Annotated in this window: 17 protein-coding genes, 1 tRNA gene and 3 rRNA genes; 6 read left to right on the plus strand and 15 right to left on the minus strand. The window is 57.1% G+C overall.

Annotation, left to right across the window (positions count from 1 at the left end):
- Positions 1-33: 33 nt before the first annotated feature.
- The 6 genes from AC1RKC_RS11980 to AC1RKC_RS12005 form a co-directional block, all read right to left on the minus strand.
- Positions 34-1,683 carry a Na/Pi cotransporter family protein gene (locus AC1RKC_RS11980; RefSeq protein ID WP_041415041.1) on the minus strand — a complete coding sequence of 550 codons (1,650 nt, stop codon included), beginning with the start codon at positions 1,681-1,683 and terminating at the stop codon, positions 34-36.
- A gap of 161 nt (positions 1,684-1,844) precedes the next feature.
- Positions 1,845-2,837 (minus strand): ABC transporter ATP-binding protein, encoded by a 993-nt coding sequence (locus AC1RKC_RS11985; protein ID WP_046372511.1) that lies wholly within the window; start codon positions 2,835-2,837, stop codon positions 1,845-1,847.
- Positions 2,838-2,841: 4 nt separating this feature from the next.
- The gene (locus tag AC1RKC_RS11990) at positions 2,842-3,627 is read right to left on the minus strand and encodes an ABC transporter permease (protein WP_020837193.1); all 786 of its coding nucleotides are present in this window, start codon (positions 3,625-3,627) and stop codon (positions 2,842-2,844) included.
- 17 nt (positions 3,628-3,644) lie between these two features.
- Positions 3,645-4,484 (minus strand): ABC transporter permease, encoded by an 840-nt coding sequence (locus AC1RKC_RS11995; RefSeq protein ID WP_020837194.1) that lies wholly within the window; start codon positions 4,482-4,484, stop codon positions 3,645-3,647.
- 9 nt (positions 4,485-4,493) lie between these two features.
- Positions 4,494-5,291, minus strand: coding sequence for an alkaline phosphatase family protein (locus AC1RKC_RS12000; RefSeq protein WP_176984386.1), 798 nt, complete (start codon positions 5,289-5,291; stop codon positions 4,494-4,496).
- A gap of 11 nt (positions 5,292-5,302) precedes the next feature.
- Positions 5,303-6,364, minus strand: a complete 1,062-nt coding sequence (locus tag AC1RKC_RS12005) for an ABC transporter substrate-binding protein (protein WP_020837196.1) — start codon at positions 6,362-6,364, stop codon at positions 5,303-5,305.
- A 193-nt stretch (positions 6,365-6,557) separates the two neighbouring features.
- Between AC1RKC_RS12005 and AC1RKC_RS12010 the strand changes: the two genes are divergently transcribed.
- A complete protein-coding gene (locus tag AC1RKC_RS12010) occupies positions 6,558-7,268 on the plus strand; it encodes a UTRA domain-containing protein (protein ID WP_046372510.1) in 711 nt (236 codons plus the stop codon).
- 36 nt (positions 7,269-7,304) lie between these two features.
- Here the strand turns inward: AC1RKC_RS12010 and metH are convergent, their stop codons facing one another.
- Positions 7,305-10,985, minus strand: a complete 3,681-nt coding sequence (gene metH, locus AC1RKC_RS12015) for a methionine synthase (protein ID WP_046372509.1) — start codon at positions 10,983-10,985, stop codon at positions 7,305-7,307.
- A gap of 363 nt (positions 10,986-11,348) precedes the next feature.
- Between metH and iclR the strand changes: the two genes are divergently transcribed.
- From iclR to AC1RKC_RS12040, 5 genes are all read left to right on the plus strand, one after another.
- A complete protein-coding gene (gene iclR, locus AC1RKC_RS12020; protein ID WP_046372508.1) occupies positions 11,349-12,179 on the plus strand; it encodes a glyoxylate bypass operon transcriptional repressor IclR in 831 nt (276 codons plus the stop codon).
- Between the two features lie 235 nt (positions 12,180-12,414).
- Entirely contained in the window at positions 12,415-12,954 is a 540-nt protein-coding gene (gene gntK, locus AC1RKC_RS12025; RefSeq protein ID WP_020837209.1) for a gluconokinase, read from the plus strand.
- Positions 12,951-14,288, plus strand: a complete 1,338-nt coding sequence (gntU, locus tag AC1RKC_RS12030; protein ID WP_020837210.1) for a gluconate transporter — start codon at positions 12,951-12,953, stop codon at positions 14,286-14,288. Before gntK ends, gntU begins: the two co-directional genes overlap by 4 nt.
- Positions 14,289-14,399: 111 nt before the next feature.
- Positions 14,400-16,214, plus strand: coding sequence for a phosphogluconate dehydratase (edd, locus tag AC1RKC_RS12035; RefSeq protein ID WP_493092494.1), 1,815 nt, complete (start codon positions 14,400-14,402; stop codon positions 16,212-16,214).
- A 56-nt stretch (positions 16,215-16,270) separates the two neighbouring features.
- Positions 16,271-16,912, plus strand: a complete 642-nt coding sequence (locus AC1RKC_RS12040) for a bifunctional 4-hydroxy-2-oxoglutarate aldolase/2-dehydro-3-deoxy-phosphogluconate aldolase (RefSeq protein ID WP_046372506.1) — start codon at positions 16,271-16,273, stop codon at positions 16,910-16,912.
- A gap of 27 nt (positions 16,913-16,939) precedes the next feature.
- Here the strand turns inward: AC1RKC_RS12040 and aceK are convergent, their stop codons facing one another.
- From aceK to AC1RKC_RS12080, 8 genes are all read right to left on the minus strand, one after another.
- Positions 16,940-18,694: a bifunctional isocitrate dehydrogenase kinase/phosphatase gene (gene aceK, locus AC1RKC_RS12045; protein ID WP_048759983.1), complete on the minus strand. Its 1,755-nt coding sequence runs from the start codon at positions 18,692-18,694 to the stop codon at positions 16,940-16,942.
- A 70-nt stretch (positions 18,695-18,764) separates the two neighbouring features.
- A complete protein-coding gene (gene aceA / locus AC1RKC_RS12050; protein ID WP_020837214.1) occupies positions 18,765-20,072 on the minus strand; it encodes an isocitrate lyase in 1,308 nt (435 codons plus the stop codon).
- A gap of 47 nt (positions 20,073-20,119) precedes the next feature.
- Positions 20,120-21,718, minus strand: a complete 1,599-nt coding sequence (gene aceB, locus AC1RKC_RS12055) for a malate synthase A (protein WP_129941604.1) — start codon at positions 21,716-21,718, stop codon at positions 20,120-20,122.
- Positions 21,719-22,105: 387 nt separating this feature from the next.
- Positions 22,106-23,035: a homoserine O-acetyltransferase MetA gene (metA, locus tag AC1RKC_RS12060; RefSeq protein WP_041415044.1), complete on the minus strand. Its 930-nt coding sequence runs from the start codon at positions 23,033-23,035 to the stop codon at positions 22,106-22,108.
- A gap of 376 nt (positions 23,036-23,411) precedes the next feature.
- Positions 23,412-23,527: ribosomal RNA gene (rrf, locus tag AC1RKC_RS12065) — 5S ribosomal RNA — on the minus strand.
- A gap of 51 nt (positions 23,528-23,578) precedes the next feature.
- Positions 23,579-23,654 (minus strand) — tRNA-Thr (locus AC1RKC_RS12070).
- 13 nt (positions 23,655-23,667) lie between these two features.
- Positions 23,668-23,783 (minus strand): 5S ribosomal RNA (rrf, locus tag AC1RKC_RS12075).
- Between the two features lie 97 nt (positions 23,784-23,880).
- Positions 23,881-24,059, minus strand: a 23S ribosomal RNA gene (locus tag AC1RKC_RS12080); the annotation flags it as partial.

Raw genomic sequence — 24,059 nt, forward strand, 5'->3', positions numbered from 1 at the left:
AGGTACTGCCCCCGGCCACGCCGGGGGCATGACTTACAGCGTGCTGGGCGTATCCTCCCACTCACGCTCATCATCCTTTTCATCTTGATCCAGCACGTTATATGCCACCGCACAGAACAGTGAGTTCAGGCGCTTCATATCCCCCAACAGCCCCAGGTGCAGCGAGCTGGTTTCAATACTTTGAACGTTCTGCTGATGCAAGCGATCAACGTGCGCATGGGCGTAACGACGATCCAAAATCCGGAACCGATGCTTGGAGCGCCGCAGCCGTTTGGCGCTGGTAAGGTCACCGGACAAGAACACCGACAGTCCCAGACGCAGATTGCCTATCAGCCGCTCATGCAACGCATCCAGTTCGGCCAGCCCTTCGGTGGAGAATGCTCGCCGCGCCGCGTGTGATTTCGCCCCCACGTCCCCGGCCATGCGCTCGATAATGTCACCCGCCTGTTCCAGATTCAGCGCCATCTCGATGATTTCCGCCCAGCGCCGAGAGTCTTCCTCGCCTAGATCCTCTTTCTGGATCTGCGCCAGATACAGCTTGATGGCGGTATAAAGCACGTCGACGTCATCATCCAGCCGGCGAACCTCTTTATCCTGCCCCTGCTTACCGTGCAGCACTTCGCGCTGCAGAATCATCATGTGCTCCACCACGTCGCCCATACGTAGGGTTTCACGTGCCGCGTTGGCCAATGCCAGCGTCGGGGTATCCAGTGCACTGGCATCAAGGTGCCGCGGTCGCAATCGGGGATCGTCCGCCGCCACGTCGGCAATCAGCGTTTCACACAGGCGCGCCATCGGCCCGGCCAACGGGATCAGCACCAGGCAACGGATCAGGTTGTAGAACACGTGGAAGTAGATAACCAACTCTTCGTTACCGCCAGGCAACCGAGTCATCACGTCCGCCAGATAAGAGACAAACGGCAGCACCAGCACACAACCCATCAGCTTGAACAACAGGCTGCCGAGCGCCACCCGACGACCGGCGGCATTCTGGCCGCTGGTGTTGATCATCGCCAACAGACCGCTGCCAAGATTGGCACCGATCACCAGGCACAGCGCCACCTTCAGCGAGATCACCCCGGAGGCGGTCAGAGTGGCAGTCAACAGTACGGCCGCCAGGCTGGAATAGCTGACAATGGCGAACAGCGCACCGGTCAGGGCATCCAGCATCACATCACCGGTCAGTGACGAGAACAACACTTTCACACCCGCCGCCTGGGTGATTGGCGTCGCGGCGGCAACAATCAGCTCCAGCGCCAGTACGATCAGCCCGAGGCCGATACACACGCGCCCCATTTGCCCTACACGGGTTTGCTTGCGGCTGAGAAACAGGAAGACGCCGACCAGGATCAGCAGCGGTGACAGCCAGGAGAGGTCAAAGGTCAGTATTCGCGCCATCAGCGCGGTACCGACATCGGCGCCGAGCATAATCACCAGTGCGGGCGTCAGTCCCACCAGCCCTTGCGCGACGAAAGAGGTCACCAGCAACGCCGTGGCGTTACTGCTTTGCACCAGCGCGGTCACGCCGATACCGGAGACGAACGCCAGCGGTTTTTTCTCTACGCTGTCGCTCAATACCCGGCGCAAATTAGCGCCGTAAACCCGCATAATTCCGGTGCGCACGATGTGGGTACCCCACACCAAGAGGGCAACGGAAGAAAGCAGGTGAAGAAGGGTCAACACGGAAGGAACGCTCCCTTCACGCCCGGCAAGACACAGCAGGCTATCCTGCCTGCCAGGCGTGCATAAAGGCAGGACAGCGGCAACAGGCTGCAGACCGCTATTGGAGGGTTAACGCAACGGCAGGAATTACCCTGGAGTTATCATTGAATGCCGCAGCGATGTCATGCAACTTCCCGTAATGTAACAGTTTCTAAGTGTAGTCCAATTTCACTGCCGTCGGGCCGCAAATCTTCGACCGAACGGTTGAGCACGTCGACCAGCAGCTCCACACCGCGGGCCCGTACCCGATAGCGCACCACGTTGCCCAACAGGCTGTGGTTAAGGATCACCGCGGCAATCCCCTGCCCGGCAGGCACCAGGGTAATGGACTCTGGTCGAACAGCTACCTTACCGTGGTAAGGGCTGCCGGTCAAAGTCGTCGCCTGTTCCGCACTCAACAGGTTGTAGTTGCCGATGAACCCGGCGGCGAAGACGTCGGCCGGCTGGGTATACAGAGTTTCCGCGTCACCGCTTTGTACGATTTGTCCTTTGTTCATCAAGACGATGCGATCCGACAGCGTCAGCGCCTCTTCCTGATCGTGGGTAACGAAGATGGCCGTCAGGTTCAGTTCACGCTGGATCCGACGGATCTGTTCGCGCAGGTGCTTACGGATACGCGCGTCGAGTGCCGAAAGGGGCTCGTCGAGCAACAGCAACCGCGGACGGGTCACCAGCGAACGTGCCAGCGCCACCCGTTGGCACTGTCCACCGGACAGCTGATGCGGATAGCGCTTCGCCAGCTCAGTCAGCTCCACCAACGCCAGCACCTCTTGCACCCGCTGCTGGATCTGACCGGCCGCCAGCTTTTGCATTTTCAGCCCGAACGCGACGTTGCCCTCAACGGTCATGTTCGGGAATAACGCATAGCTCTGGAACACCATGCCGATACCGCGCTTTTGCGGGGGGAGCGGTACCAGATCCTGGCCCTGCAGCAGGATTTGTCCGCTGTCGACCGGGGTCAGCCCCGCCAGACAGCGCAGCAACGTCGATTTACCGCAGCCGCTTGGCCCGAGCAGCGTGACAAACTCGCCCTCCTCGGCGGTAAAGTCGATATCCTGAAACACCTGGGTCTGGCCATAGTGTTTATTGAGGCGGGTGACATTGAGGTAAGCCATGCGGTTAGCCCTTATTTTTATTCAGCAAATTCGCCAACCAGGTGACAATCAGCACCACGGCGAAATAAGAAATGACCAGTGCGCTGGTGAAATGGCCGCTGCCGTTACGCATGTTGTAGAGGTAAACCTGCAGCGTTTCGTATTGGCTGCCCACCAGCAGGTTGGCGAAGACGAATTCACCAATCAGGAAAGAGAACGACAGCAGTACCGCAATCATCCCGCCCTTACGCAGGTTCGGCAGCACCACCAGCAGCGCCGCCTGCCAGGTACTGGCGCCCAGCAGATGTGCGGCGTCCATCAGATCGCGCAGGTTGATCGCCTGCATGTTGTTGCTGATGGCACGGTAAATAAACGGCAGCGTAATGGAAAAATAGCAGCCGATCAGGATCCACGGCGTGCCCAGCAGCGGCAGCGGATCGGCGGCGAACAGCTGCATCAACCCGACCGCCGACACTACCGGTGGCACGGCAAATGGCAGCAGGATCAGCACGTTCATTACCGCATCCAGTTTGGGAAAATAGTAAGCAATCACAAACATCGTTGGCAAAATCACCACCACCGCCAGCACCAGGGTACCAAAGCAGATCAGCAGCGAGTGCCACAGCGCCAGCAGGAAGCGGGGATCGCTCCATAAGGCCACCAACCATTTCAGGGTAAAGCCGTCCGGCAGAATAGTCGCGCCCCACTGGGTGGCCAGCGCATAAATCAGCGTCGCCGCCAGCGGCAACAGCAGGATCAGCAACAACAGCCCACTTACTACGCGGTGATAGCCGGTTTCAAAGCGCGACATGGCCGCCCTCCGCAACATTATGAGCGCGCATTGAGGTAGCTCCTGCGCAACAGCCATTGATGGATCAGAGTAATAAACGCCATCATCACCACCAGCAGCATAGCCAGCGCGCTGGCCAGGTTAGGGTCGAGTGAGATATCCCCCGCGACCAGCGCCGATATGCGGATCGGTATCACGTTGAAATTGCCGGTGGTCAACGCATACACCGTGGCATAAGCCCCCAGTGCGTTGGCCAGCAGGATGACAAAGGTGCCCATCAACGCCGGCGCCAGCACCGGCAAGCCAATATGCCGCCAGTAGCGCCACGGACTGGCGCCAAGCAGCGATGCCGATTCGCGCCAGTCCTCGCGCAGCGCGTCAAACGCCGGGTACAGCAGCAGCACGCCCAGCGGGATCTGGAAGTAGGTATAAAGTACGATCAGTCCGGTTTTGGAATACAGGTTGAAGCTTTCCATCAGGCCATATTTGCGCAGCAGCAGCGTCAGGCAGCCGTTCAATCCCAGCAGAATGACAAAGGCAAACGCCAAGGGGACCCCGGCGAAATTGCTGGTCATGTTGGTAAACGACATCACAAAATCATGAAACCGCGTCTGACCGAGTCGGCGCAGTGAGTAACTGCCTACTAACGCAATCAGCAGCCCATAAACGCTCGACCAAAGAGAGATCTCCAGCGAGAACTGAAACGCCTGCAAATAGAACGGCGAGGTCAGTACGTCAACATAGTTGCCCAGCCCCCAGCCGCTGGTCTGGCTGAAAAAGCTGCTGACGGCAATCCACACCAGCGGCGCAATTTGAAACGCGCCGAACAGCAGGATAAACGGCAGCAGGCACAGCGCGGCAATCCACTTAGCTTTCATGGCTCACCCTTAGGCCAACAGCGCACGGCAACGCGGCTTGTCGTGCGGTATCTGCAGCACTTCGCACAGGGTGCCACACAGGTCGGTTTGCTGCGGATTAGCGTCGCTCTGGCTGAAGGCGTCACCGAAGACAAACAGCGGCACCTGTCGCTCTTCCGGCAACACGCCGCCGTGGCTGCGATCGTCATTCATGCCGTGATCGGCGGTGACCATCACCTGATAACCCGCATTCAGCCAGTCGGCCAAATAGCGCGACAGTACGCCGTCGGCGTTGCGCGCCGCATTGCGGTACTGCGGCGATGACAGGCCAAAGCGGTGCCCGGTGTCGTCAATGTTCATCGGGTGGATCAGCAAGAAATCGGGTTGATGACGGCGGCGCAAGCTTTCCGCATCGTCAAACAGGTGAGAATCCGGGTAACGGTCGTCGTAATAAAAATGGCCGTGCTGGATCGGCAGCTCGGCATCGTCGGTATGGCGATCGCGCGCGGCGTCGAACGGGGTACGATTGTACAGCTCACTGAACCAGTGATAGGCCGCTGCCGCGGTAGTCAAGCCCGCGGCACGAGCGTAGTGAAACACGCTTTGCTGATGCGAGAGGCGTGACACCTGGTTATGCACCACGCCACTCTCCACCGGCGGCATACCGGTGAGGATGCATTCGTACAGCGGTCTGGAGAGCGAGGGCAACTCGCTCTCCAACTGATACAACCGTCCGCGCCCTGCCGCACATTCGGCCTGCAGATAGCCCATGGCGTCGTGTGCCACCTGATAGTTCAGACCGTCCAGCAGCACGAGGATAGTTTTCATGATGGTTTAACTCACTGCTGCATAAACATAATGACGTTTTCCTGCCACTGGCGCGGCAGCGTTTTGGCACTTTGCTCCCAGGCCGCCGGATCGGCGATCGGGTGAGCATTCTTATACTGTTCTGCCGGCAGCAGCTTGGCTTTGACATCGTCTGGCAACGTCAGGTGTTCCGCTCGGATTGGACGCGCATAGCCGCGCGCCAGGTTGATTTGGCCTGCGTCTGAGAAGATGTATTCGCGTGCCAGCTTGGCGGCATTCGGGTGTTTGGCGTATTTGTTGATAATGGTGGTGTAACCGGAAGTGATAGATCCGTCAGAGGGGATCAGCACTTCAAAGCGGGTTTTGTCGATCTGATCGCGGTAGTTCAAACCGTTAAAGTCCCAAACCACCCCCACCTGCACTTCGCCCTTTTCCAGCGAGGCGATCACCGGGTTGCTCAGGCTCAGGCGCCCAGCCTTGGCCAGCTTGCCGAAGAATTCCAGGCCCGGCTTCAGGTTCTTTTCGTTCCCGCCCATCGCGTAGGTTGCCGCCAGCACGCCGCTGGCCGCCTGCGAAGCGGTGCCGACGTCACCAATAGTGACCTGATAAGTGCCCTTCAACAGATCTGCCCAGCTGTGGGGGATCTCTTTCACCTGTTTTTTATTGATAATGAAGGCGATGGTGCCGGTATAGGCCAGTGCCCAGTGGCCGTCCTTGTCTTTGGCCCAGTCAGGTACCTGTTCCCAGGTGGAAGGTTTATACGGCTGGGTCACCCCTTTTTGTACCGCGATAGGGCCGAATGCCGCGCCCACGTCACCAATATCCGCCGTAGCATTGCTCTTTTCCGCATCAAACTTGGCAATTTCCTGCGCCGAACTCATGTCGGTATCGACATGCTTCAGGCCGTACTTGCTCAGCAGATCCTGCCAGGTATCTTTCCAGTTAGCCCAGCTGTCCGGCATGCCGACGCTGTTGACTTCCCCTTCCTTCTTGGCAGCCTGTTCCAGCGCCGCCAGATCGGAATCGGCTGCCCAGCTCATTTGACTGGTCAGGACAATGGCACTGGTTAACACAGAAGCGCACAAACGTTTCATAACTGATGCTCCGGGTGGTAGTGTGGGAGTGGCTGGACTAGTCCAGCAAGAACCAAGCCAATCTAACGGACGAATGTGATAATTATATGTCAGTCTAAAAAAGCAGCGGTTTTATCGCATTTGGCGTGTTCGTCAGCCCTTCGCTGGGCTACCTTTAGCGGGGATAAACGCACTAAAATGGGGCATCTGTTGCATGAGTGAAGTATCGACAACCGTGGCGACCATCTGCCAGACGCTGAACGCCCGGATCGCCGTGGGGGAGTTCAGCGCCGACGGCAAATTGCCTTCGGAACGTGCTCTGAGCGAACAGTTTTCTACCACCCGTATTACGCTGCAGGAAGCGCTCGGTCAGTTGGAGGCGCAGGGTGTGATCTACCGTCAGGTGAGGCGCGGCTGGTTTATCTCGCCGCCGCGGCTGATTTACAACCCTCTGCAGCGCAGCCACTTCCACGCCATGGCGCAACAGCAAGGGCGTGATGCCCATACCGAAGTGATCGACAGCGCCACCGTGCCGCTGCGCGAAGATCTGAGCCAAAAACTGGCTTTACCGTCCGGTAGCGAGGTCTATCGCATTCGTCGGTTGCGCTACATCGATGGCCGTGCGGTGCTGTATTGCGAGCACTACCTCAACCCGGCCTACTTTGCCGGCATTCTGGAGGAAGATTTAACCCAGTCGCTGACCGGGCTGTATGCCGAACGCTACGGCATTCGCTACGGGCGGGTACGTTTCGATATGCTGCCAACCCTGCTGTCGCAGGAAGCGGCAGCCATGCTGAAGGTCACCTACGGCAGCCCGGCGTTATTTATTACCCGGGTTAACCGCGATCAGCACGATCGGGTGATTGACTGCGATTTGGAATACTGGCGATACGACGCGCTGCACATTGACGTCGAAGCGTTGTAATGACATGGGCGCATTGCTGCGCCCATCAAGAGAGGATCAGTCGGCGTCGTAACCGAGATTAGGCGCTAACCAGCGCTCAACCTCGCCGACGCTCATGCCTTTGCGCGCCGCATAATCTTCAACCTGATCGCGCTGGATCTGCGCCACCGCGAAATATTTGCTTTGCGGGTGGCTGAAGTACCAACCGGATACCGCCGCCCCCGGCCACATGGCGAAGGACTCAGTCAATTCCATGCCGGTATGACGGTTAACGTCCAGCAGTCGCCAGATCTCCGCTTTCTCGGTGTGCTCCGGACAGGCCGGATACCCCGGCGCCGGACGAATGCCCTGGTAATTTTCGCGGATCAGCTCTTCGTTACTCAGGTTCTCGTCGCTGGCAAAGCCCCAGTGCACCTTGCGCACCTGTTCATGCAGGTACTCGGCGAAAGCCTCCGCCAAACGGTCGGACAGCGCCTTCACCATGATTTTATTGTAATCATCGTGCTGCGCATCATAGGCCGCCGCCAGTTCATCCTCTTCCAACCCACCGGTCACTGCGAAAGCCCCGAAGTAGTCGGCCTTGCCGCTGCTTTTCGGCGCGACGAAGTCGGCCAGGCAGTAGTTCGGGAAGTCGGTTTTTTCGGTCTGCTGGCGCAGATGGCGGCTGACCACCAGCACATCATCGCGATTTTCGTCGCGATAAACTTCGACATCATCACCGACCCGGTTAGCCGGGAACAGGCCATAAACGCCGCGCGGGTTGAGGCTGCCGTTAGCGGCCAGCATATCCAGCATCTGGTTGGCGTCCGCAAACAGCCGCTTGGCTTCTTCCCCCACCACTTCATCTTCCAGAATGCGCGGGTATTTGCCCGCCAGCGACCAGGTCATAAAGAACGGCGTCCAGTCGATGTAATGCCGCAGCGTCTCGATACTGGCTTCGACCGGGTAAACGCCCAGTTGCTTCGGTACCGGTGGCTGATAATTTTCCCAGTCCAGCACCATGGCATTCGCGCGCGCTTTCTGCAGGTCAACCGGCGGAGTTCGCGGTTTCTTACGTGCGTGCTGAATGCGGACGGTTTCGTATTCTTTACGGGTTCGCGCCACAAAATCGTCGCGCTGAGCGTCGGAAAGCAATGCCGACACCACGCCCACGGTACGCGAGGCATTTTGTACGTAGGTGGTTGAGCCGCTGTAATTCTGCTCAATCTTCACCGCAGTATGGGCCTTGGAGGTGGTAGCGCCGCCGATCAGCAGCGGCAGGGTAAAGCCCTGACGCTCCATCTCTTTCGCCACGTTGACCATCTCGTCCAACGACGGGGTGATCAGTCCGGACAGGCCGATAATATCCACATTTTGCTCGCGCGCGGTTTTCAGGATTTTCTCCGTCGGCACCATCACGCCCAGATCGACAATTTCATAGTTGTTGCACTGCAGCACCACGCCAACGATATTCTTGCCAATGTCGTGCACGTCGCCCTTCACCGTCGCCAGCAGGATTTTGCCTGCCGTTGAGCCCTTTTGCTTGCTGGCCTCAATGTACGGCTCCAGATAGGCCACCGCCTGTTTCATCACGCGGGCGGATTTCACCACCTGCGGCAGGAACATCTTGCCTTCGCCGAACAGATCGCCGACGACGTTCATGCCCGCCATCAGTGGCCCTTCGATCACTTCGATCGGGCGATCCGCCCTCTGTCGGGCCTCTTCGGTATCGAGCTCGATAAACTCGGTGATGCCTTTTACCAGCGAGTATTCCAGCCGTTTTTCGACCGGCCAGCCACGCCATTCCGCCTGCTGTACCGCCACTTCGTTGTCTTTGCTGCCGCGGTATTTCTCCGCCAGTTCCAGCAGCCGTTCGGTCCCGTCGTCACGACGGTTGAGGATCACGTCTTCCACCGCATCGCGCAGCTCAGCCGTCAGATCGTCGTAGATCGCCAACTGCCCGGCGTTAACGATCCCCATGTCCATGCCGTTGCGGATCGCGTGATACAGGAACACCGCGTGGATCGCTTCGCGTACAGGATCGTTGCCGCGGAATGAAAACGACACGTTGGACACGCCGCCGGAAATCATCGCGTGCGGCAGGTGAGTTTTGATGTCGGCGCAGGCTTCGATAAAGTCGACGGCGTAGTTGTTATGCTCTTCAATACCGGTAGCAACGGCGAAAATATTCGGGTCGAAAATAATGTCTTCCGGCGGGAAGCCGACGCGCTCGGTCAGAATTTTATAGGCACGGCGGCAAATCTCGAATTTGCGCTCGCGCGTATCGGCCTGGCCCACTTCGTCAAACGCCATCACCACCACCGCGGCACCGTAACGACGCACCAGCTTGGCATGATGAATAAAGGCCTCTTCGCCCTCTTTCATCGAGATGGAGTTAACGATGCCTTTGCCCTGAATGCACTTCAGGCCTTTTTCGATCACCGACCATTTGGAGGAGTCGATCATGATCGGCACCCGGGCGATATCCGGCTCACCGGCGATCAGGTTGAGAAAACGCACCATCGCCGCTTCCGCGTCGAGCATCCCCTCATCCATGTTGATGTCGATAATCTGGGCGCCGCTTTCCACCTGCTGGCGAGCAACCGCCAGCGCTTCACTGTATTTCTCTTCTTTGATCAGCCGCTTAAAACGTGCCGAGCCGGTCACGTTGGTACGCTCACCCACGTTGACGAACAACGTTTTGGCATCGATGTTTAGCGGTTCCAGCCCCGCCAGACGGCAGGCCACCGGGATCGACGGCAATTGGCGCGGTGGCACGCCCGCCACGGCCTTGGCCATGGCGGCAATGTGCTCCGGCGTGGTACCGCAGCAGCCACCGATGATATTCAGGAAGCCGGCTTGCGCCCACTCCCCAACCTGCCTCGCCATCTCTTGCGCATCCAGATCGTATTCACCGAACGCATTAGGTAAACCGGCATTGGGGTGTGCAGTGACGTAGCTTTCCGATATACGCGACAGTTCGGCAACGTATTGACGCAGTTCATCCGGCCCCAGCGCACAGTTCAGGCCAAAGCTCAGCGGTTTGACGTGGCGCATCGAGTTATAGAAGGCTTCGGTGGTTTGACCGGACAGAGTTCGGCCGGAAGCATCGGTGATGGTACCGGAAATCATGATCGGCAGCGAAACGCCCAAGGCTTCGAATTCGGTTTCCACCGCGAAGGCGGCGGCCTTGGCATTCAGGGTATCGAAGATGGTTTCGATCATGATCAGATCGACACCGCCCTCCACCAGCGCACGCGTCGACTCACGGTAGGCTTCCACCAGTTCGTCGAAAGAAACGTTACGAAAAGCCGGATCGTTGACGTTCGGCGAAATAGAGGCGGTGCGGTTGGTCGGCCCCAGCACCCCGGCCACGTAGCGCGGCTGCTCTGGAGTACGCGCAGTCCATTCGTCTGCGCAGGCACGTGCAAGGCAGGCGGCCTGATAGTTAATCTCGGCGGACAGCGACTCCATATGGTAGTCGGCCATGGCGATGGAGGTGGAGTTGAAGGTATTGGTTTCGAGGATGTCGGCTCCCGCTTCCAGATAGCCGTAGTGAATGGCGGTAATGACCTCAGGCTTGGTCAGCACCAGCAGGTCGTTATTGCCTTTCAGATCGCTTTGCCAGTCGGCAAAACGCTCACCGCGAAAGTCGCTCTCTTCCAGACGGTAGCTTTGGATCATGGTGCCCATGCCGCCGTCCAACACTAAAATTCGCTGCGCTAACTGCCGACGCAGTTGTTCTACTCGATTCACCACCCCTTATCCCCTTTATCTTTCAAGCCACTGCTATATTGACCCCTATGTAAAATTACCGGGTCACTATGTCACCATCACCCATACCCTAGGGATTTCAAGTTGCGGTTAGGCGCCCAGCCTGTTCATCCTCAGGAGCTTACTAAGGTAAGTGACTGGGATGAACACGTGCAGGCAACAACGCTGCGGCTTGAAAGACGACGGGTATCGGTCATCCTAGCACAGGTTGTGCCGCTAAAGGGGTGAGCGGTTATTGAGAGTTTTTCAGGTTGTCTGGCAACACATCCGATGAGCTGATTGACGGCTTGCATTTCACACGTAAAAAACGAAAATGAATTCCATCATACGGAAAAAGGAATGTGAATCATGGCCACCCCCGTTCCCGCCAAACGTGGCAAGAAGCCCCGCGCTGCATCTCCAAGCGCCAGTGCGGCAACCGGTCAGGTACAGTCGCTGACCCGTGGCCTGAAATTATTGGAATACATTGCCGAAGCCCAGGGCAACGTGGCGCTGACCGACCTGGCCCAGCAGGCGGGGTTACCGAACTCCACCACTCACCGTCTGCTTTCCACCATGCAACAGCAAGGGTTCGTGCGTCAGGTCGGCGATCTGGGTCTGTGGACTATAGGTTCACACGCCTTTGTGGTGGGCAGCAGTTTTCTGCAAAGCCGTAATCTGCTGGCGATGGTGCACCCCACGCTGCGTCGCCTGATGGAAGAGTCTGGCGAAACGGTTAACCTGGCGGTACTGGATACCAGCGAGTACCAGGCGATTATTATCGACCAGGTGCAATGCACCGCGCTGATGCGCATGTCTGCGCCCATCGGCGGCAAACTGCCGATGCACGCCTCCGGTGCCGGCAAAGCCTTTCTGTCCACCCTGCCGGACGATCAGGTCACCAAATTGCTGCATAAAAAGGGCATGCAAACCTATACCCAGCATACGCTGACGCCGCACAACCTGAAGGAAGGGCTGGCGCAGATCCGCAAGCAGGGTTTCTCGTTTGACGATGAAGAGCATGCGCTGGGTCTGCGCTGCGTGGCGGCCTGCATTTTTGACGAGCACCGCGAAGCCTTCGCTGCCATTTCGATTTCCGGCCCCGTATCGCGCATCACCGACAACCGCGTGATTGAGCTGGGCGCCTTGGTGATCCATGCCGCAAAAGAGATCAGCCTGGAATACGGTGGCGTACGTTAAATTTGTTGTTGGGGTGCCCCCGTGGCGCCTCGCTCCCCTTCTGTTGTCAGTATGTGAAACGCTGTAGGTAGAGTGTTTCCACGCCTGATAAAAACTTGAAGCCGATCACAGTTAACGATCCTGCCTGCTAAAGCCGATTGCAACCGGCGAAACTTCCTTCGACAATGTTACCGATAACATGTTACCGGTAACAAGCAATGCAAGGTAACGCCACTTGTCGTTTTGGAGCTAAGCCATGACCAATAATCAAAACCGTATTTACGTCATTATGGGCGTTTCCGGCAGCGGCAAGTCCGCCGTGGCCGCCGCAGCGGCCCGCCAACTGTCTGCCGGGTTCCTTGACGGTGACTTTCTGCACCCGCGCAGCAATATCCTGAAAATGGCCGCCGGTGAACCGCTGAACGATGACGATCGCGCCCCATGGCTGGCCGCCCTCAACGATGCTGCCTTTGCGATGCAACGCACCAATACTGTTTCGGTCATTGTCTGTTCGGCGCTGAAAAAGCACTACCGCGATCGCCTGCGCGCCGGTAACGGCAACCTGTCGTTCATCTACCTGCACGGCGATTTTCCGGTGATCGAAGCCCGCCTGGCTGCACGTAACGGCCACTTCTTCAAGCCACAGATGTTGGTAACGCAGTTTGCGGCGCTGGAGCAACCGGGCGCGGACGAAAGTGACGTTATGTCTGTAGATATCAACCAGCCGCTGGAAGCCGTCATCGCCGATACCGTGCGACATATTCAGAGTTTCCTGCCACAGGACGTGTGCGCGTGAATACTGTAACGCTGGTCGGTACCGCAGTCGGCTCGGTTCTATTACTGCTATTTCTGGTGATGAAGGCACGCATGCATGCCTTCGTCGCGTTAATGTTGGTGTCTATCGCTGCCGGTATTTTTTCCGGCATGCCGTTGGACCGCATCGCCGATACCATGCAAAAAGGCATGGGCGATACGCTGGGTTTTCTGGCGATCGTCGTGGCGCTGGGCGCCATGTTCGGCAAGATACTGCATGAGGTCGGCGCACTCGATCAAATTGCGGCACATTTGCTGAAACGTTTCGGCCAAAGTAAAGCCCATTACGCGCTCGGTATCGCCGGGTTGATCTGCGCCTTGCCGCTGTTCTTTGACGTGGCGGTGGTACTGCTGATCGGCATCGTGTTTGCCGTCGCACGTCGCACCGACGGCAATATCGTCAAGCTGGCCATTCCCTTGTTCGCCGGCGTCGCCGCTGCGGCTTCCTTCCTGCTGCCGGGGCCGGTCCCAATGCTGCTGGCGGCGCAAATGAAAGCCGACTTCGGCTGGATGATCGCCATCGGCCTGGTCGCCGCCGTCCTCGGCATGCTGATTGCAGGCCCATTGTACGGCAGCTTTATTAGCCGCTTCGTTAACTGGCCAATGCCGGCAGACGAAAACGAACCGACACTCAACAAAGGCAACCTGCCGTCATTTGGCTTTAGCCTGGCGCTGGTACTCTGCCCACTGGTGCTGGTCGGCATGAAAACCATTGGTGCACGTCTGGTCACGCCAGGTTCTCAGCTGCAGCAGTGGCTGGAGTTTATTGGCCATCCGTTCACCGCCATTTTAATCGCCTGTCTGATCGTGATTTATGGGCTGGCAAAACCGCGCGGCATGACCAACGAACAAACGCTGGCCATCTGTTCGGCTGCAGTGCAGCCCGCCGGGATCATCCTGCTGATGACCGGTGCAGGCGGCGTATTCAAACAAATCCTGGTGGATTCCGGCGTAGGTCCGGCACTGGGTGACGCCATGATTGGCACCGGTTTGCCGATCGCCGTAGCCGCCTTTGCATTATCCGCTATGGTACGCGTGATCCAAGGCTCCGCCACCGTTGCCTGCCTGACCACCGTTGGCCTGGTGCTGCCGGTGACCAGCCAGTTGGGGCTCGGCGGTGGGCAGCTGGCCGCGCTGGCTATCTGTATTGCCGGGGGGTCTATCGTGCTCAGCCACGTCAACGATGCCGGTTTCTGGCTGTTCGGCAAGTTTACCGGCGCCAATGAGCTGCAAACGCTAAAAACCTGGACGGTGATGGAAACCATCCTTGGCAGCGTGGGTGGCATCATCGGCATGATCGCTTTCACCCTGTTTTAAATCACGATAACGACATAACACCGCCCCCGGCCTTTGCACATCAGGGCTGCAATATTCCACCGGGGGCACCGCCACAGGCGGCGTCTATAACAATAGCCATGTGAGGAAGGTATGCTTAATCCCACCCTATCCCGTGTCACGCAACGCATCATCGACCGTTCCAAACAGAGCCGCGCCGCCTATCTGGCACGCATTGAAGCGGCGCGTTCCCAAACCGTGCACCGTGCACAGCTGGCCTGCGGTAATCTGGCGCACGGTTTTGCCGCCTGTCAGCCGGACGACAAAACCGCACTGAAAAACATGGTGCGCAGTGATATCGCCATCATCACCGCTTATAACGATATGTTGTCTGCCCACCAGCCCTACGAAAACTATCCCCAGCGGCTGAAACAGGCGCTGCATGCCGTGGGCGCGGTCGGTCAGGTAGCCGGAGGCGTACCGGCGATGTGTGATGGCGTGACCCAGGGGCAGGATGGTATGGAGCTGTCGCTGATGAGCCGCGACGTGATCGCCATGTCCTCAGCCATCGGCCTGTCGCACAATATGTTCGACGGCGCGCTGTTCCTCGGCATCTGCGACAAAATCGTGCCGGGTCTGGTGATGTCCGCCCTGTCCTTTGGCCATCTGCCGTCGCTGTTTGTGCCTGCCGGCCCGATGAGCAGCGGCTTACCGAACAAAGAGAAAGTGCGCGTGCGTCAGCTGTACGCCGAAGGCAAGGCCGATCGACTGGCGCTGTTGGAGGCCGAAGCCGCTTCGTATCACGGCATCGGCACCTGCACCTTCTACGGCACCGCCAACACCAACCAGATGGTAATGGAAGTGATGGGGTTGCACCTGCCGGGATCTTCCTTCGTTCACCCGGACACCCCTTTGCGCGATGCGTTGACCGACGCTGCCGCACGCCAGGTCACTCGCCTGACCGAAACCGCCGGCAACTATCTGCCAATCGGCAAACTGGTGGATGAAAAGGTGGTGGTTAACGGCATCGTTGCGCTGCTGGCCACCGGCGGCTCCACCAATCTGACCATGCATATGGTGGCGATGGCGCGCGCCGCCGGCATCATCATCAACTGGGACGACTTCTCCGAACTGTCGGACGCCGTACCGCTGCTGTGCCGTATCTACCCGAACGGCCCGGCGGACATCAATCAGTTCCAGGCATCTGGCGGCGTCGCCCTGGTGGTGCGCGAACTGCTAAAGCACGGCCTGCTGCACGAAGACGTGCACACCGTGGCCGGTTTTGGCCTGACGCGTTATACCCAGGAGCCGTGGCTGGATAACGGTCAGTTGGCCTGGCGCGAGGGCGCGGAAAGCTCGCTCGATACCCAGGTTATCGCCAGCGTGGCGGAGCCTTTCGAACATCACGGCGGCACCAAGGTTTTGGCAGGCAACCTCGGTCGCGCGGTGATGAAAACCTCGGCGGTGCCGGCCGACAATCAGATTATCGAAGCGCCGGCGGTGATATTTGACAGCCAGCATGACATCGTGCCGGCATTTGAAGCCGGCAAGCTGGATCGCGATTGCGTGGTGGTGGTTCGCTTCCAGGGGCCACAGGCCAATGGCATGCCCGAACTGCACAAGCTGATGCCACCGCTGGGCGTGCTGATGGACCGCGGATTTAAAGTCGCGCTGGTCACCGATGGCCGCCTGTCAGGCGCCTCCGGCAAGGTCCCTTCCGCTATCCACGTGACCCCGGAAGCCTATACCGGCGGCATGCTGGCCAAGGTGCAGGACGGCGATGTGATCCGCGTAAACGGCCGCACCAGTGAATTGGCATTACTGGTCGATGCCGACATTCTGGCCCAGCGAGCGCCTTACCAACCGGACCTGAGCGCCGAACATATCGGCTGCGGCCGTGAACTGTTCGGCGCATTACGCAGCCAGCTTTCCGGTGCCGAACAGGGCGCCTGCTGCATTAAATTTTAACCGATAGCATGGCCGGGCAGCCCGAAGGCGACGGCCATAACTGGAGAGAACCCTTAATGAACAATTGGAAAACCAGCGCAGAGCAGATCCTGATGGCCGGCCCCGTAGTCCCGGTGATCGTCATCAACAAATTGGAACACGCGATCCCGCTGGCGAAAGCCCTGGTGGCTGGTGGCGTCCGGGTATTGGAAGTCACCCTGCGCACCGCCTGCGCCATGGACGCGATCCGCGCTATTGCCAAAGAAGTGCCTGATGCCATCATCGGCGCCGGTACCGTCATCAACCCGCAGCAGTTGCAGGAAGTGACCGATGCCGGGGCGCAATTCGCCATCAGCCCGGGCCTGACTGCCGATCTGCTGCAAGCGGCCACGGCCGGTTCAATCCCGTTAATTCCGGGTATCAGCACCGTGTCTGAACTGATGTTGGGCATGGATCATGGGCTGCGTGAGTTTAAATTCTTCCCGGCGGAAGCCAACGGCGGCGTGAAAGCACTGCAGGCGATCGGCGGCCCGTTCCCGCAGGTACGTTTCTGCCCGACCGGCGGTATTTCACCGAGCAACTACCGTGACTATCTGGCGCTGAAAAGCGTGCTGTGCATCGGCGGCTCCTGGCTGGTGCCGGCGGATGCGCTGGAAAGCGGCGACTACGCACGCATCACTGAATTAGCGCGTGCCGCCGTTGCGGGTGCAAAAGCTTAATGCTATCGGGCGCGGCGTGCCGCGCCCTTACGTCGCTGCCGAGGTAGCAGGCAGTGCCACCCCGCTGCGCTGGCTAAAACGCCGTTTCTTGCGGTAAGCGAAGACATCCTCCACATGCCCGTCACGAATGCGCTGCTGCAGCCCGCGCCAGTAATCGGCTTCGAACAGGTCGCTGTGCAACTCTTCAAACACCTGCCGAATGCGCCGATCGCCACACAGAAAATGCCTGAACTCCTCCGGGAATACATCGTTCGCCGACACGCTGTACCACGGCTCGCTGGCCAGTTCATCTTCCGGGTAACGCGGCGGCGGAATATCGCGGAAGTTCACCTCGGTCATATAGCAAATTTCATCGTAATCGTAGAACACCACCCGCCCGTGCCGGGTCACGCCGAAGTTCTTGAATAGCATGTCGCCGGGGAAAATATTGGCGGCGGCCAGTTGTTTGATCGCATTGCCATACTCTTCGATAGCGTCGCGCATCTGCTGCTCATTGGCCTGCTCCAGATACAGGTTCAGCGGCGTCATGCGCCGTTCCATATACAGGTGCTTGATCACGATGCGATCGCCCAGATCCTCCAGCTTGTCCGGCACTTCACGCTGCAATTCAGCCAAAAGCTCCGGGCTGAGGCGCGCCTTGTCGACGACAAAATTCTCGTACTCTTGGGTATCCGCCATGCGCCCCACGCGGTCGTGTTCTTTCACCAACTGGTAACAGGCCATCACCTGCGCCTGCGTCACCTCTTTTTGCGGTGCGAACTCGTCTTTGATCACCTTGAACACCCGATCGAACGACGGCAGGGTAAACACCAGCATCACCATGCCTTTCACCCCCGGCGCGATGATGAACTGCTCCTGCGAGCCAGCCATAAACGTCAGGTATTCACGGTAACATTCCGTTTTACCGTGCTTCTGGCAGCCAATCGCCATATACAGTTCGGCGGTGGTTTTGCCCGGCAGTATTTCTCGCAGCCACTCGACCATCGCTGCCGGAAGCGGTGCGTAAACCATAAAGTAAGAACGTGCGAAACCGAAGACGATACTGGCCTCGGCCTTACTGGTCAGGCAGGTATCGATAAACAAGGCACCGGAATCGCTGTGATGGATCGGCAGCAGGAAAGGATAGACCGTATCCGCCACCCGCAACTTACCGACCAGCCAGGCAGCCTTGTTACGGTAAAAGAGCTCATTGGCAATCTGGAACGTCGCCCCAGCCAGCTGCTGCGCGCTAAAGCTCTGTTGCAACGCCAGCGTGATGTAATCAATATCACGCGACAAGTTTTCCCAAGGTAGCCGCAGAGGTAAATCCGTCAGCAGGTTGTACAGCATCGCCGATACATCACCGCTAGCAGTGAAATTGCGCGACAGCGGACGCGGGATATCGCGAAAGCGTCCCTCAGGTTGGGAGCTGAAAACAAACAGCTTTTCCGGCGTTAGATCCCGGTGTTTGAACAGGCGGCAGTAAACCGAATTAAAGAAGCTTTCGGCGATCTCAAAGCGTGGGTACTCCGGCAACAGGTCGGTGTACACCGCCTTCACCCGGCTGGGGAAATCCGCATCAAAGGACTTTTGCCCCGTGATGCACTTCAGTTGCTCCACCACCAAACCGACGTGATGGTCATACAGGTGAATACGCTTTTTCATCGCCTGTTGCACCGCCGGCCAGTCTGCTCGCTCAAAACGCTGCTGCGCACCGGCAGTCACCTCAAGGAAGCGGCCATATTGCGCATCAAAACCCTGCAGTATCGTCTGTGCGATCAACAGCTCCAGTTTCGCCGCCATCCTTACCTCCCGCCAGAAAATAGAGCCCGCATATGCAGGCTCTGGGTTAGGTTTTTTCAGCGTTGCCGCCTCAGAACTGCTGTTCTTCCGTCGAACCGGTCAGTGCCGTTACCGAAGAAGCACCGCCCTGAATGATGGTAGTGACCTTGTCGAAATAGCCGGTACCCACTTCCTGCTGGTGCGATGCGAAGGTGTAACCGCGTGAAACGGCATCGAATTCCGGTTTCTGTACCTTCTCGACGTAGTGCTTCATGCCCTCGCCCTGTGCATAAGCGTGCGCCAGGTCAAACATGTTGAACCACATGCTGTGGATGCCCGCCAGCGTGATGAACTGGTACTTGTATCCCATCGCCGACAGTTCTTCCTGGAAGCGGGCAATCGTCTGATCGTCCAGGTTCTTTTTCCAGTTGAACGACGGTGAACAGTTGTATGCCAGCAGTTTGCCTGGGAATTTGGCGTGAATGGCATCAGCGAAACGCTTGGCTGCCTGCAGATCCGGCGTGGAGGTTTCGCACCACACCAGGTCGGCGTAAGGGCAATACGCCAGGCCACGGCTGATCGCTTGTTCAATGCCGGCATGGGTACGGAAGAAACCTTCCGCTGTACGTTCGCCGGAGACAAACTCGCTGTCGTATGGATCGCAGTCTGACGTCAGCAAATCGGCCGCATCGGCGTCGGTACGTGCGATGACCAGCGTTGGCACACCGAGCACGTCTGCAGCCAAACGGGCGGCTACCAGCTTCTGAATCGCTTCCTGAGTTGGCACCAGCACTTTACCGCCCATATGGCCGCACTTTTTCACCGCCGCCAATTGGTCTTCGAAATGCACCCCGGCAGCGCCGGCCTCAATCATGGCTTTCATCAGCTCAAAAGCATTCAGCACGCCGCCAAAACCGGCTTCGGCATCGGCGACAATTGGCAGGAAGTAGTCGGTGTAACCCTTACTGCCCGGTTCAATTTTATTGGCCCACTGGATCTGATCGGCACGGCGGAAAGTATTGTTGATACGTTTAACCACCGCCGGCACGGAATCAACCGGGTACAGCGACTGGTCCGGATACATGGCAGACGCGGTGTTGGCATCCGCAGCGACCTGCCAGCCAGACAGATAAATCGCCTCAATACCGGCTTTGGCCTGCTGCAATGCCTGCCCGCCAGTCAGCGCACCCAGGCTGTTGACATAGCCTTTGCGTGATTTACCGTGCAGCAGTTCCCACAGCTTGGCGGCACCGTTTTGTGCCAGCGTGCAGACCGGATTGACCGAGCCGCGCAAATTAATCACGTCTTCAGCGCTGTATGGGCGCGTGATGCCTTCCCAGCGAGCCGATTTCCATTCCTGTTCCAGTTGTTGAATCTGTTGAGCACGAGAGGTAGACATAATTTTTATCCTTTTCAATAATGTAGGGTTAATGGTCAGGAACAGGTTCAGGCCAGAAGCTCATAGCCGGGTAAGGTCAGAAAATCGATTAATTCGTCTTGCGTAGTGATACGTTCCATCAGGCGCGCAGCTTCTTCGAAACGGCCAGCGTTAAAGCGCGCCTCACCCAATTCTTCACGTACCACCAACATCTCTTCTTTCAGCATCTGGCGGAACAGCGCCTTGGTGACCAACTGGCCATCGCTCAGGCTCTTTTGGTGATGGATCCACTGCCAGATTGAGGTACGGGATATTTCCGCCGTCGCCGCATCTTCCATCAAGCCGTAAATTGGTACGCAGCCATTGCCGGAGATCCAGGCCTCGATGTATTGCACCGCCACGCGAATATTGGCGCGCATGCCGGCTTCGGTCCGTTCGCCATCACAGGGTTCCAGCAGTTGCGCGGCGCTGATCGGCGCATCGTTTTCACGCAGGACTTCCAGCTGATTACGGCGTTCGCCGAGCACTTTGCTGAACACTTCCATGACGGTATCTGCCAACCCCGGATGCGCCACCCAGGTGCCGTCATGGCCGTTATTGGCCTCCAGCTCTTTATCCGCCCGTACCTTGTTCAATACCCAGGCATTTTTCTCGGCGTCTTTGCTAGGGATAAACGCGGCCATGCCCCCCATGGCAAAAGCGCCTCGCTTGTGGCAGGTCTTGATCAGCAACCGGGAGTAAGCACTGAGGAACGACTTGTCCATCGTGACCGACTGGCGATCCGGCAAGACCCGGTCAGCGTGGTTTTTCAGCGTTTTGATATAGCTGAAGATGTAATCCCAACGGCCGCAGTTCAACCCGACGATATGATCGCGCAGGTGGTAAAGGATCTCGTCCATCTGGAATACCGCCGGCAACGTTTCGATCAATACCGTGGCCTTGATGGTGCCGCGCGGCAGGGAGAAACGATCCTCGGCAAAGCTGAATACCTCACTCCACCAGGCGGCTTCCTGCCAGGATTGGGTTTTCGGCAGGTAGAAATAAGGGCCGCTGCCTTTTGCCAGCAATTGACGGTAGTTGTGGAAGAAATACAGTGCGAAATCGAACAGACCGCCAGGGATCGCTTCGCCCTGCCACTGCACGTGTTTCTCCGGCAAATGCAGCCCACGTACGCGCGCTATCAATACCGCTGGATTAGGCTTCAACTGATAAATCTTGCCGGCTTCATTGGTGTAAGAAATGGTGCCATTCACTGCATCATGCAGGTTGATTTGCCCATCGATCACTTTGTCCCAGCTCGGCGCCAGTGAATCTTCGAAATCCGCCATAAACACCTTCACATTGGCATTCAAGGCATTGATCACCATTTTGCGTTCAACCGGCCCGGTGATTTCGACCCGACGGTCGCGCAGATCCTCGGGTATGCCGCGGATCTTCCACTCTCCATTTCGAATGGAATCAGTTTCCGAAATAAAGTCTGGGAGTTCGCCCTGATCGATCTTCTGCTGCCAACAGGCACGCGCAGCCAAAAGCTTATTGCGCTGCGGAGTAAAGTTACTCACCAGATCCGCCAGGAATTCGACCGCGTCATCCGTCAACACCTGCCGTTCAGCAGCGGTAAAACCCTGCGTAAACGTTAACTCCGTGCCTGCTATCTGTTGCGTCATTGTCTTGCTCCTTCGCATCATTGTGCACCGCCGCTGCAAGTCAGGCGGGCACATCTTCATCAGAAATCAGTGCGGATCAGGATGAATAAAATGATCCTCAACTGGTCAGATCTCATCTCGCTGGATCTAAGAATACTCAACTAAAAATAAAAATCAAAAACGATTTCCATTTTATTATTAAATATTTTATTAACCTTTTATTATCAATTGGTTATTAAAAATAACAATGTCAGAGGGTAAGGAAACCGGTTCCATTCCCTGTCGGTAGTTATATCAAGTGTTTGTTAGATAATGAGTTTTAGTAAGAATGGCAGATAAATTAGGGGTAAAGCGCTGGGAGAGGAGTGCCGGCGGCCTCGATTCAGCCGCCGGTTAAAGCAAAAAATGTTATTCCAGGGTCGGGTTCATATGACGCAGATCGTAAGGTGTGATCTGGTAAACGTAGTAGTTAAGCCAGTTGGCGAACAACAGGTGGCCATGGCTGCGCCAGGTCGCTTTGGGGGTAAGTTCGGGGTTATCGTCGGGGAAGTAATTGAGCGGCACTACCGGGTTGAGACCTGCTTCGTTATCGCGACAGTACTCACCGGCGAGCGTCAGCGCATCATACTCTGGGTGCCCAGTCACGAACGCCAGCCGTTTATCCTTGCTGGCGAACAAATAGGCCCCGGTTTGCTCCGACTCGGCCAGGATATCCAGATCCGTGTACTGCCGAATAATCTCGGTAGGGAAATCCGCATAGCGCGAATGGGGTGCCAGGAAAGTCTCATCAAAACCACGCGTCAGCAAGGCATGCTGCTGCAAGGTTTGATGCTGGTAAACGCCAGAGAGTTTCACTTCACGCGTCATCTTCGGGATGCCATACAGGATATTCAAAGCGGCCTGCACGGCCCAACAGACAAATAACGTGGAGGTCACGTGATTCTTGGCCCAATCTATTACGCGTTCAATCTGCGGCCAGTAAGCAACGTCGCAGAAATCAACCAACCCTAGCGGGGCCCCCGTCACGATCAGACCATCAAAGTTCTGATCCTGGATGTCTTCAAAATCACAATAAAAGTTGTTCAGATGCTCCGCCGGCGTGTTCTTCGACTCGCGGCTGTCGATACGCAGCAACTGGATATCGATTTGCAAAGACGAGTTAGAAAGCAGACGTAAAAACTGGTTTTCCGTCTCGATCTTCTTTGGCATCAGGTTAAGGATCAGCACTTTCAACGGCCTGATTTCCTGTGTTTTTGCCCGTGAGGATGTCATCACAAAGACATTCTCATTGCGCAAGAAACTTACTGCAGGTAACTCATCAGGAACACGAATCGGCATTGCTTAATCCCCACACATCCGTTTAAACGTTTAGACTTCTAGATGCCCGAAGATAGCGGTTTTTTACCGTGATGTCGAGTGTTCAACGGAAAGGTGAAAATGTTTCATCGCGGCGATGACGGGAGGTTGAACGTATTTTTGGACGCTAAAAAGCAAAAAGGCCATCCTTGCGGATGGCCTCTTGGCATAATTGATGCCTGGCAGTGTCCTACACGATTCGTCTCATCCTGAGACTCACCCCTTCGGGGCCGCCGCAAGCGGCGTTAAAGCCCGTTCCCGACGGGCTTTTCGCATGCCCATGCTCGAGCAGAACGACATACAGCAGATAAAACAAAAAGCCCTACGCTTTCACGTAGGGCTTGTTGCTTTATTTGATGCTTGGCAGTGTCCTACTCTCGCATGGGGAGACCCCACACTACCATCGGCGCTACGGCGTTTCACTTCTGAGTTCGGCATGGGGTCAGGTGGGACCACCGCGCTATTGCCGCCAAGCAAATTCTTTTAATTCTTTTTGCCGAACTTCTAAACCCACTTTAAATAAAGTGGTGCTGATACCCAGAGTCGAACTGGGGACCTCACCCTTACCAAGGGTGCGCTCTACCAACTGAGCCATATCAGCACACTAATTTGATGCCTGGCAGTGTCCTACTCTCGCATGGGGAGACCCCACACTACCATCGGCGCTACGGCGTTTCACTTCTGAGTTCGGCATGGGGTCAGGTGGGACCACCGCGCTATTGCCGCCAGGCAAATTCTGTTTCATTCCAACCGCCACTCCCGCAGCCATTGAAACCAATCTCGGAACTCGCTGAAAATCTATCTCTCTAAAACACCTTTGGTGTTGTAAGGTTAAGCCTCACGGATCATTAGTACTGGTTAGCTCAATGCATCGCTGCACTTACACACCCAGCCTATCAACGTCTTAGTCTTAAACGTTCCTTCAGGGACCTTAAAGGCCCAGGGAAGACTCATCTCGAGGCAAGTTTCGCGCTTAGATGCTTTCAGCGCTTATCTTTTCCGCACT

Source organism: Serratia sp. GW822-FHT06E05, from assembly GCF_058799445.1.

Coding starts and splice junctions, on each gene's coding strand:
- AC1RKC_RS11985 (WP_046372511.1), bottom strand. CDS start 2,837: ATGGCTTACCTCAATGTCACCCGCCTCAATAAACACTATGGCCAGACC.
- AC1RKC_RS11990 (WP_020837193.1), bottom strand. CDS start 3,627: ATGTCGCGCTTTGAAACCGGCTATCACCGCGTAGTAAGTGGGCTGTTG.
- AC1RKC_RS11995 (WP_020837194.1), bottom strand. CDS start 4,484: ATGAAAGCTAAGTGGATTGCCGCGCTGTGCCTGCTGCCGTTTATCCTG.
- AC1RKC_RS12000 (WP_176984386.1), bottom strand. CDS start 5,291: ATGAAAACTATCCTCGTGCTGCTGGACGGTCTGAACTATCAGGTGGCA.
- AC1RKC_RS12005 (WP_020837196.1), bottom strand. CDS start 6,364: ATGAAACGTTTGTGCGCTTCTGTGTTAACCAGTGCCATTGTCCTGACC.
- AC1RKC_RS12010 (WP_046372510.1), top strand. CDS start 6,558: ATGAGTGAAGTATCGACAACCGTGGCGACCATCTGCCAGACGCTGAAC.
- iclR (WP_046372508.1), top strand. CDS start 11,349: ATGGCCACCCCCGTTCCCGCCAAACGTGGCAAGAAGCCCCGCGCTGCA.
- gntK (WP_020837209.1), top strand. CDS start 12,415: ATGACCAATAATCAAAACCGTATTTACGTCATTATGGGCGTTTCCGGC.
- edd (WP_493092494.1), top strand. CDS start 14,400: ATGCTTAATCCCACCCTATCCCGTGTCACGCAACGCATCATCGACCGT.
- AC1RKC_RS12040 (WP_046372506.1), top strand. CDS start 16,271: ATGAACAATTGGAAAACCAGCGCAGAGCAGATCCTGATGGCCGGCCCC.
- aceK (WP_048759983.1), bottom strand. CDS start 18,694: ATGGCGGCGAAACTGGAGCTGTTGATCGCACAGACGATACTGCAGGGT.
- aceA (WP_020837214.1), bottom strand. CDS start 20,072: ATGTCTACCTCTCGTGCTCAACAGATTCAACAACTGGAACAGGAATGG.
- aceB (WP_129941604.1), bottom strand. CDS start 21,718: ATGACGCAACAGATAGCAGGCACGGAGTTAACGTTTACGCAGGGTTTT.
- metA (WP_041415044.1), bottom strand. CDS start 23,035: ATGCCGATTCGTGTTCCTGATGAGTTACCTGCAGTAAGTTTCTTGCGC.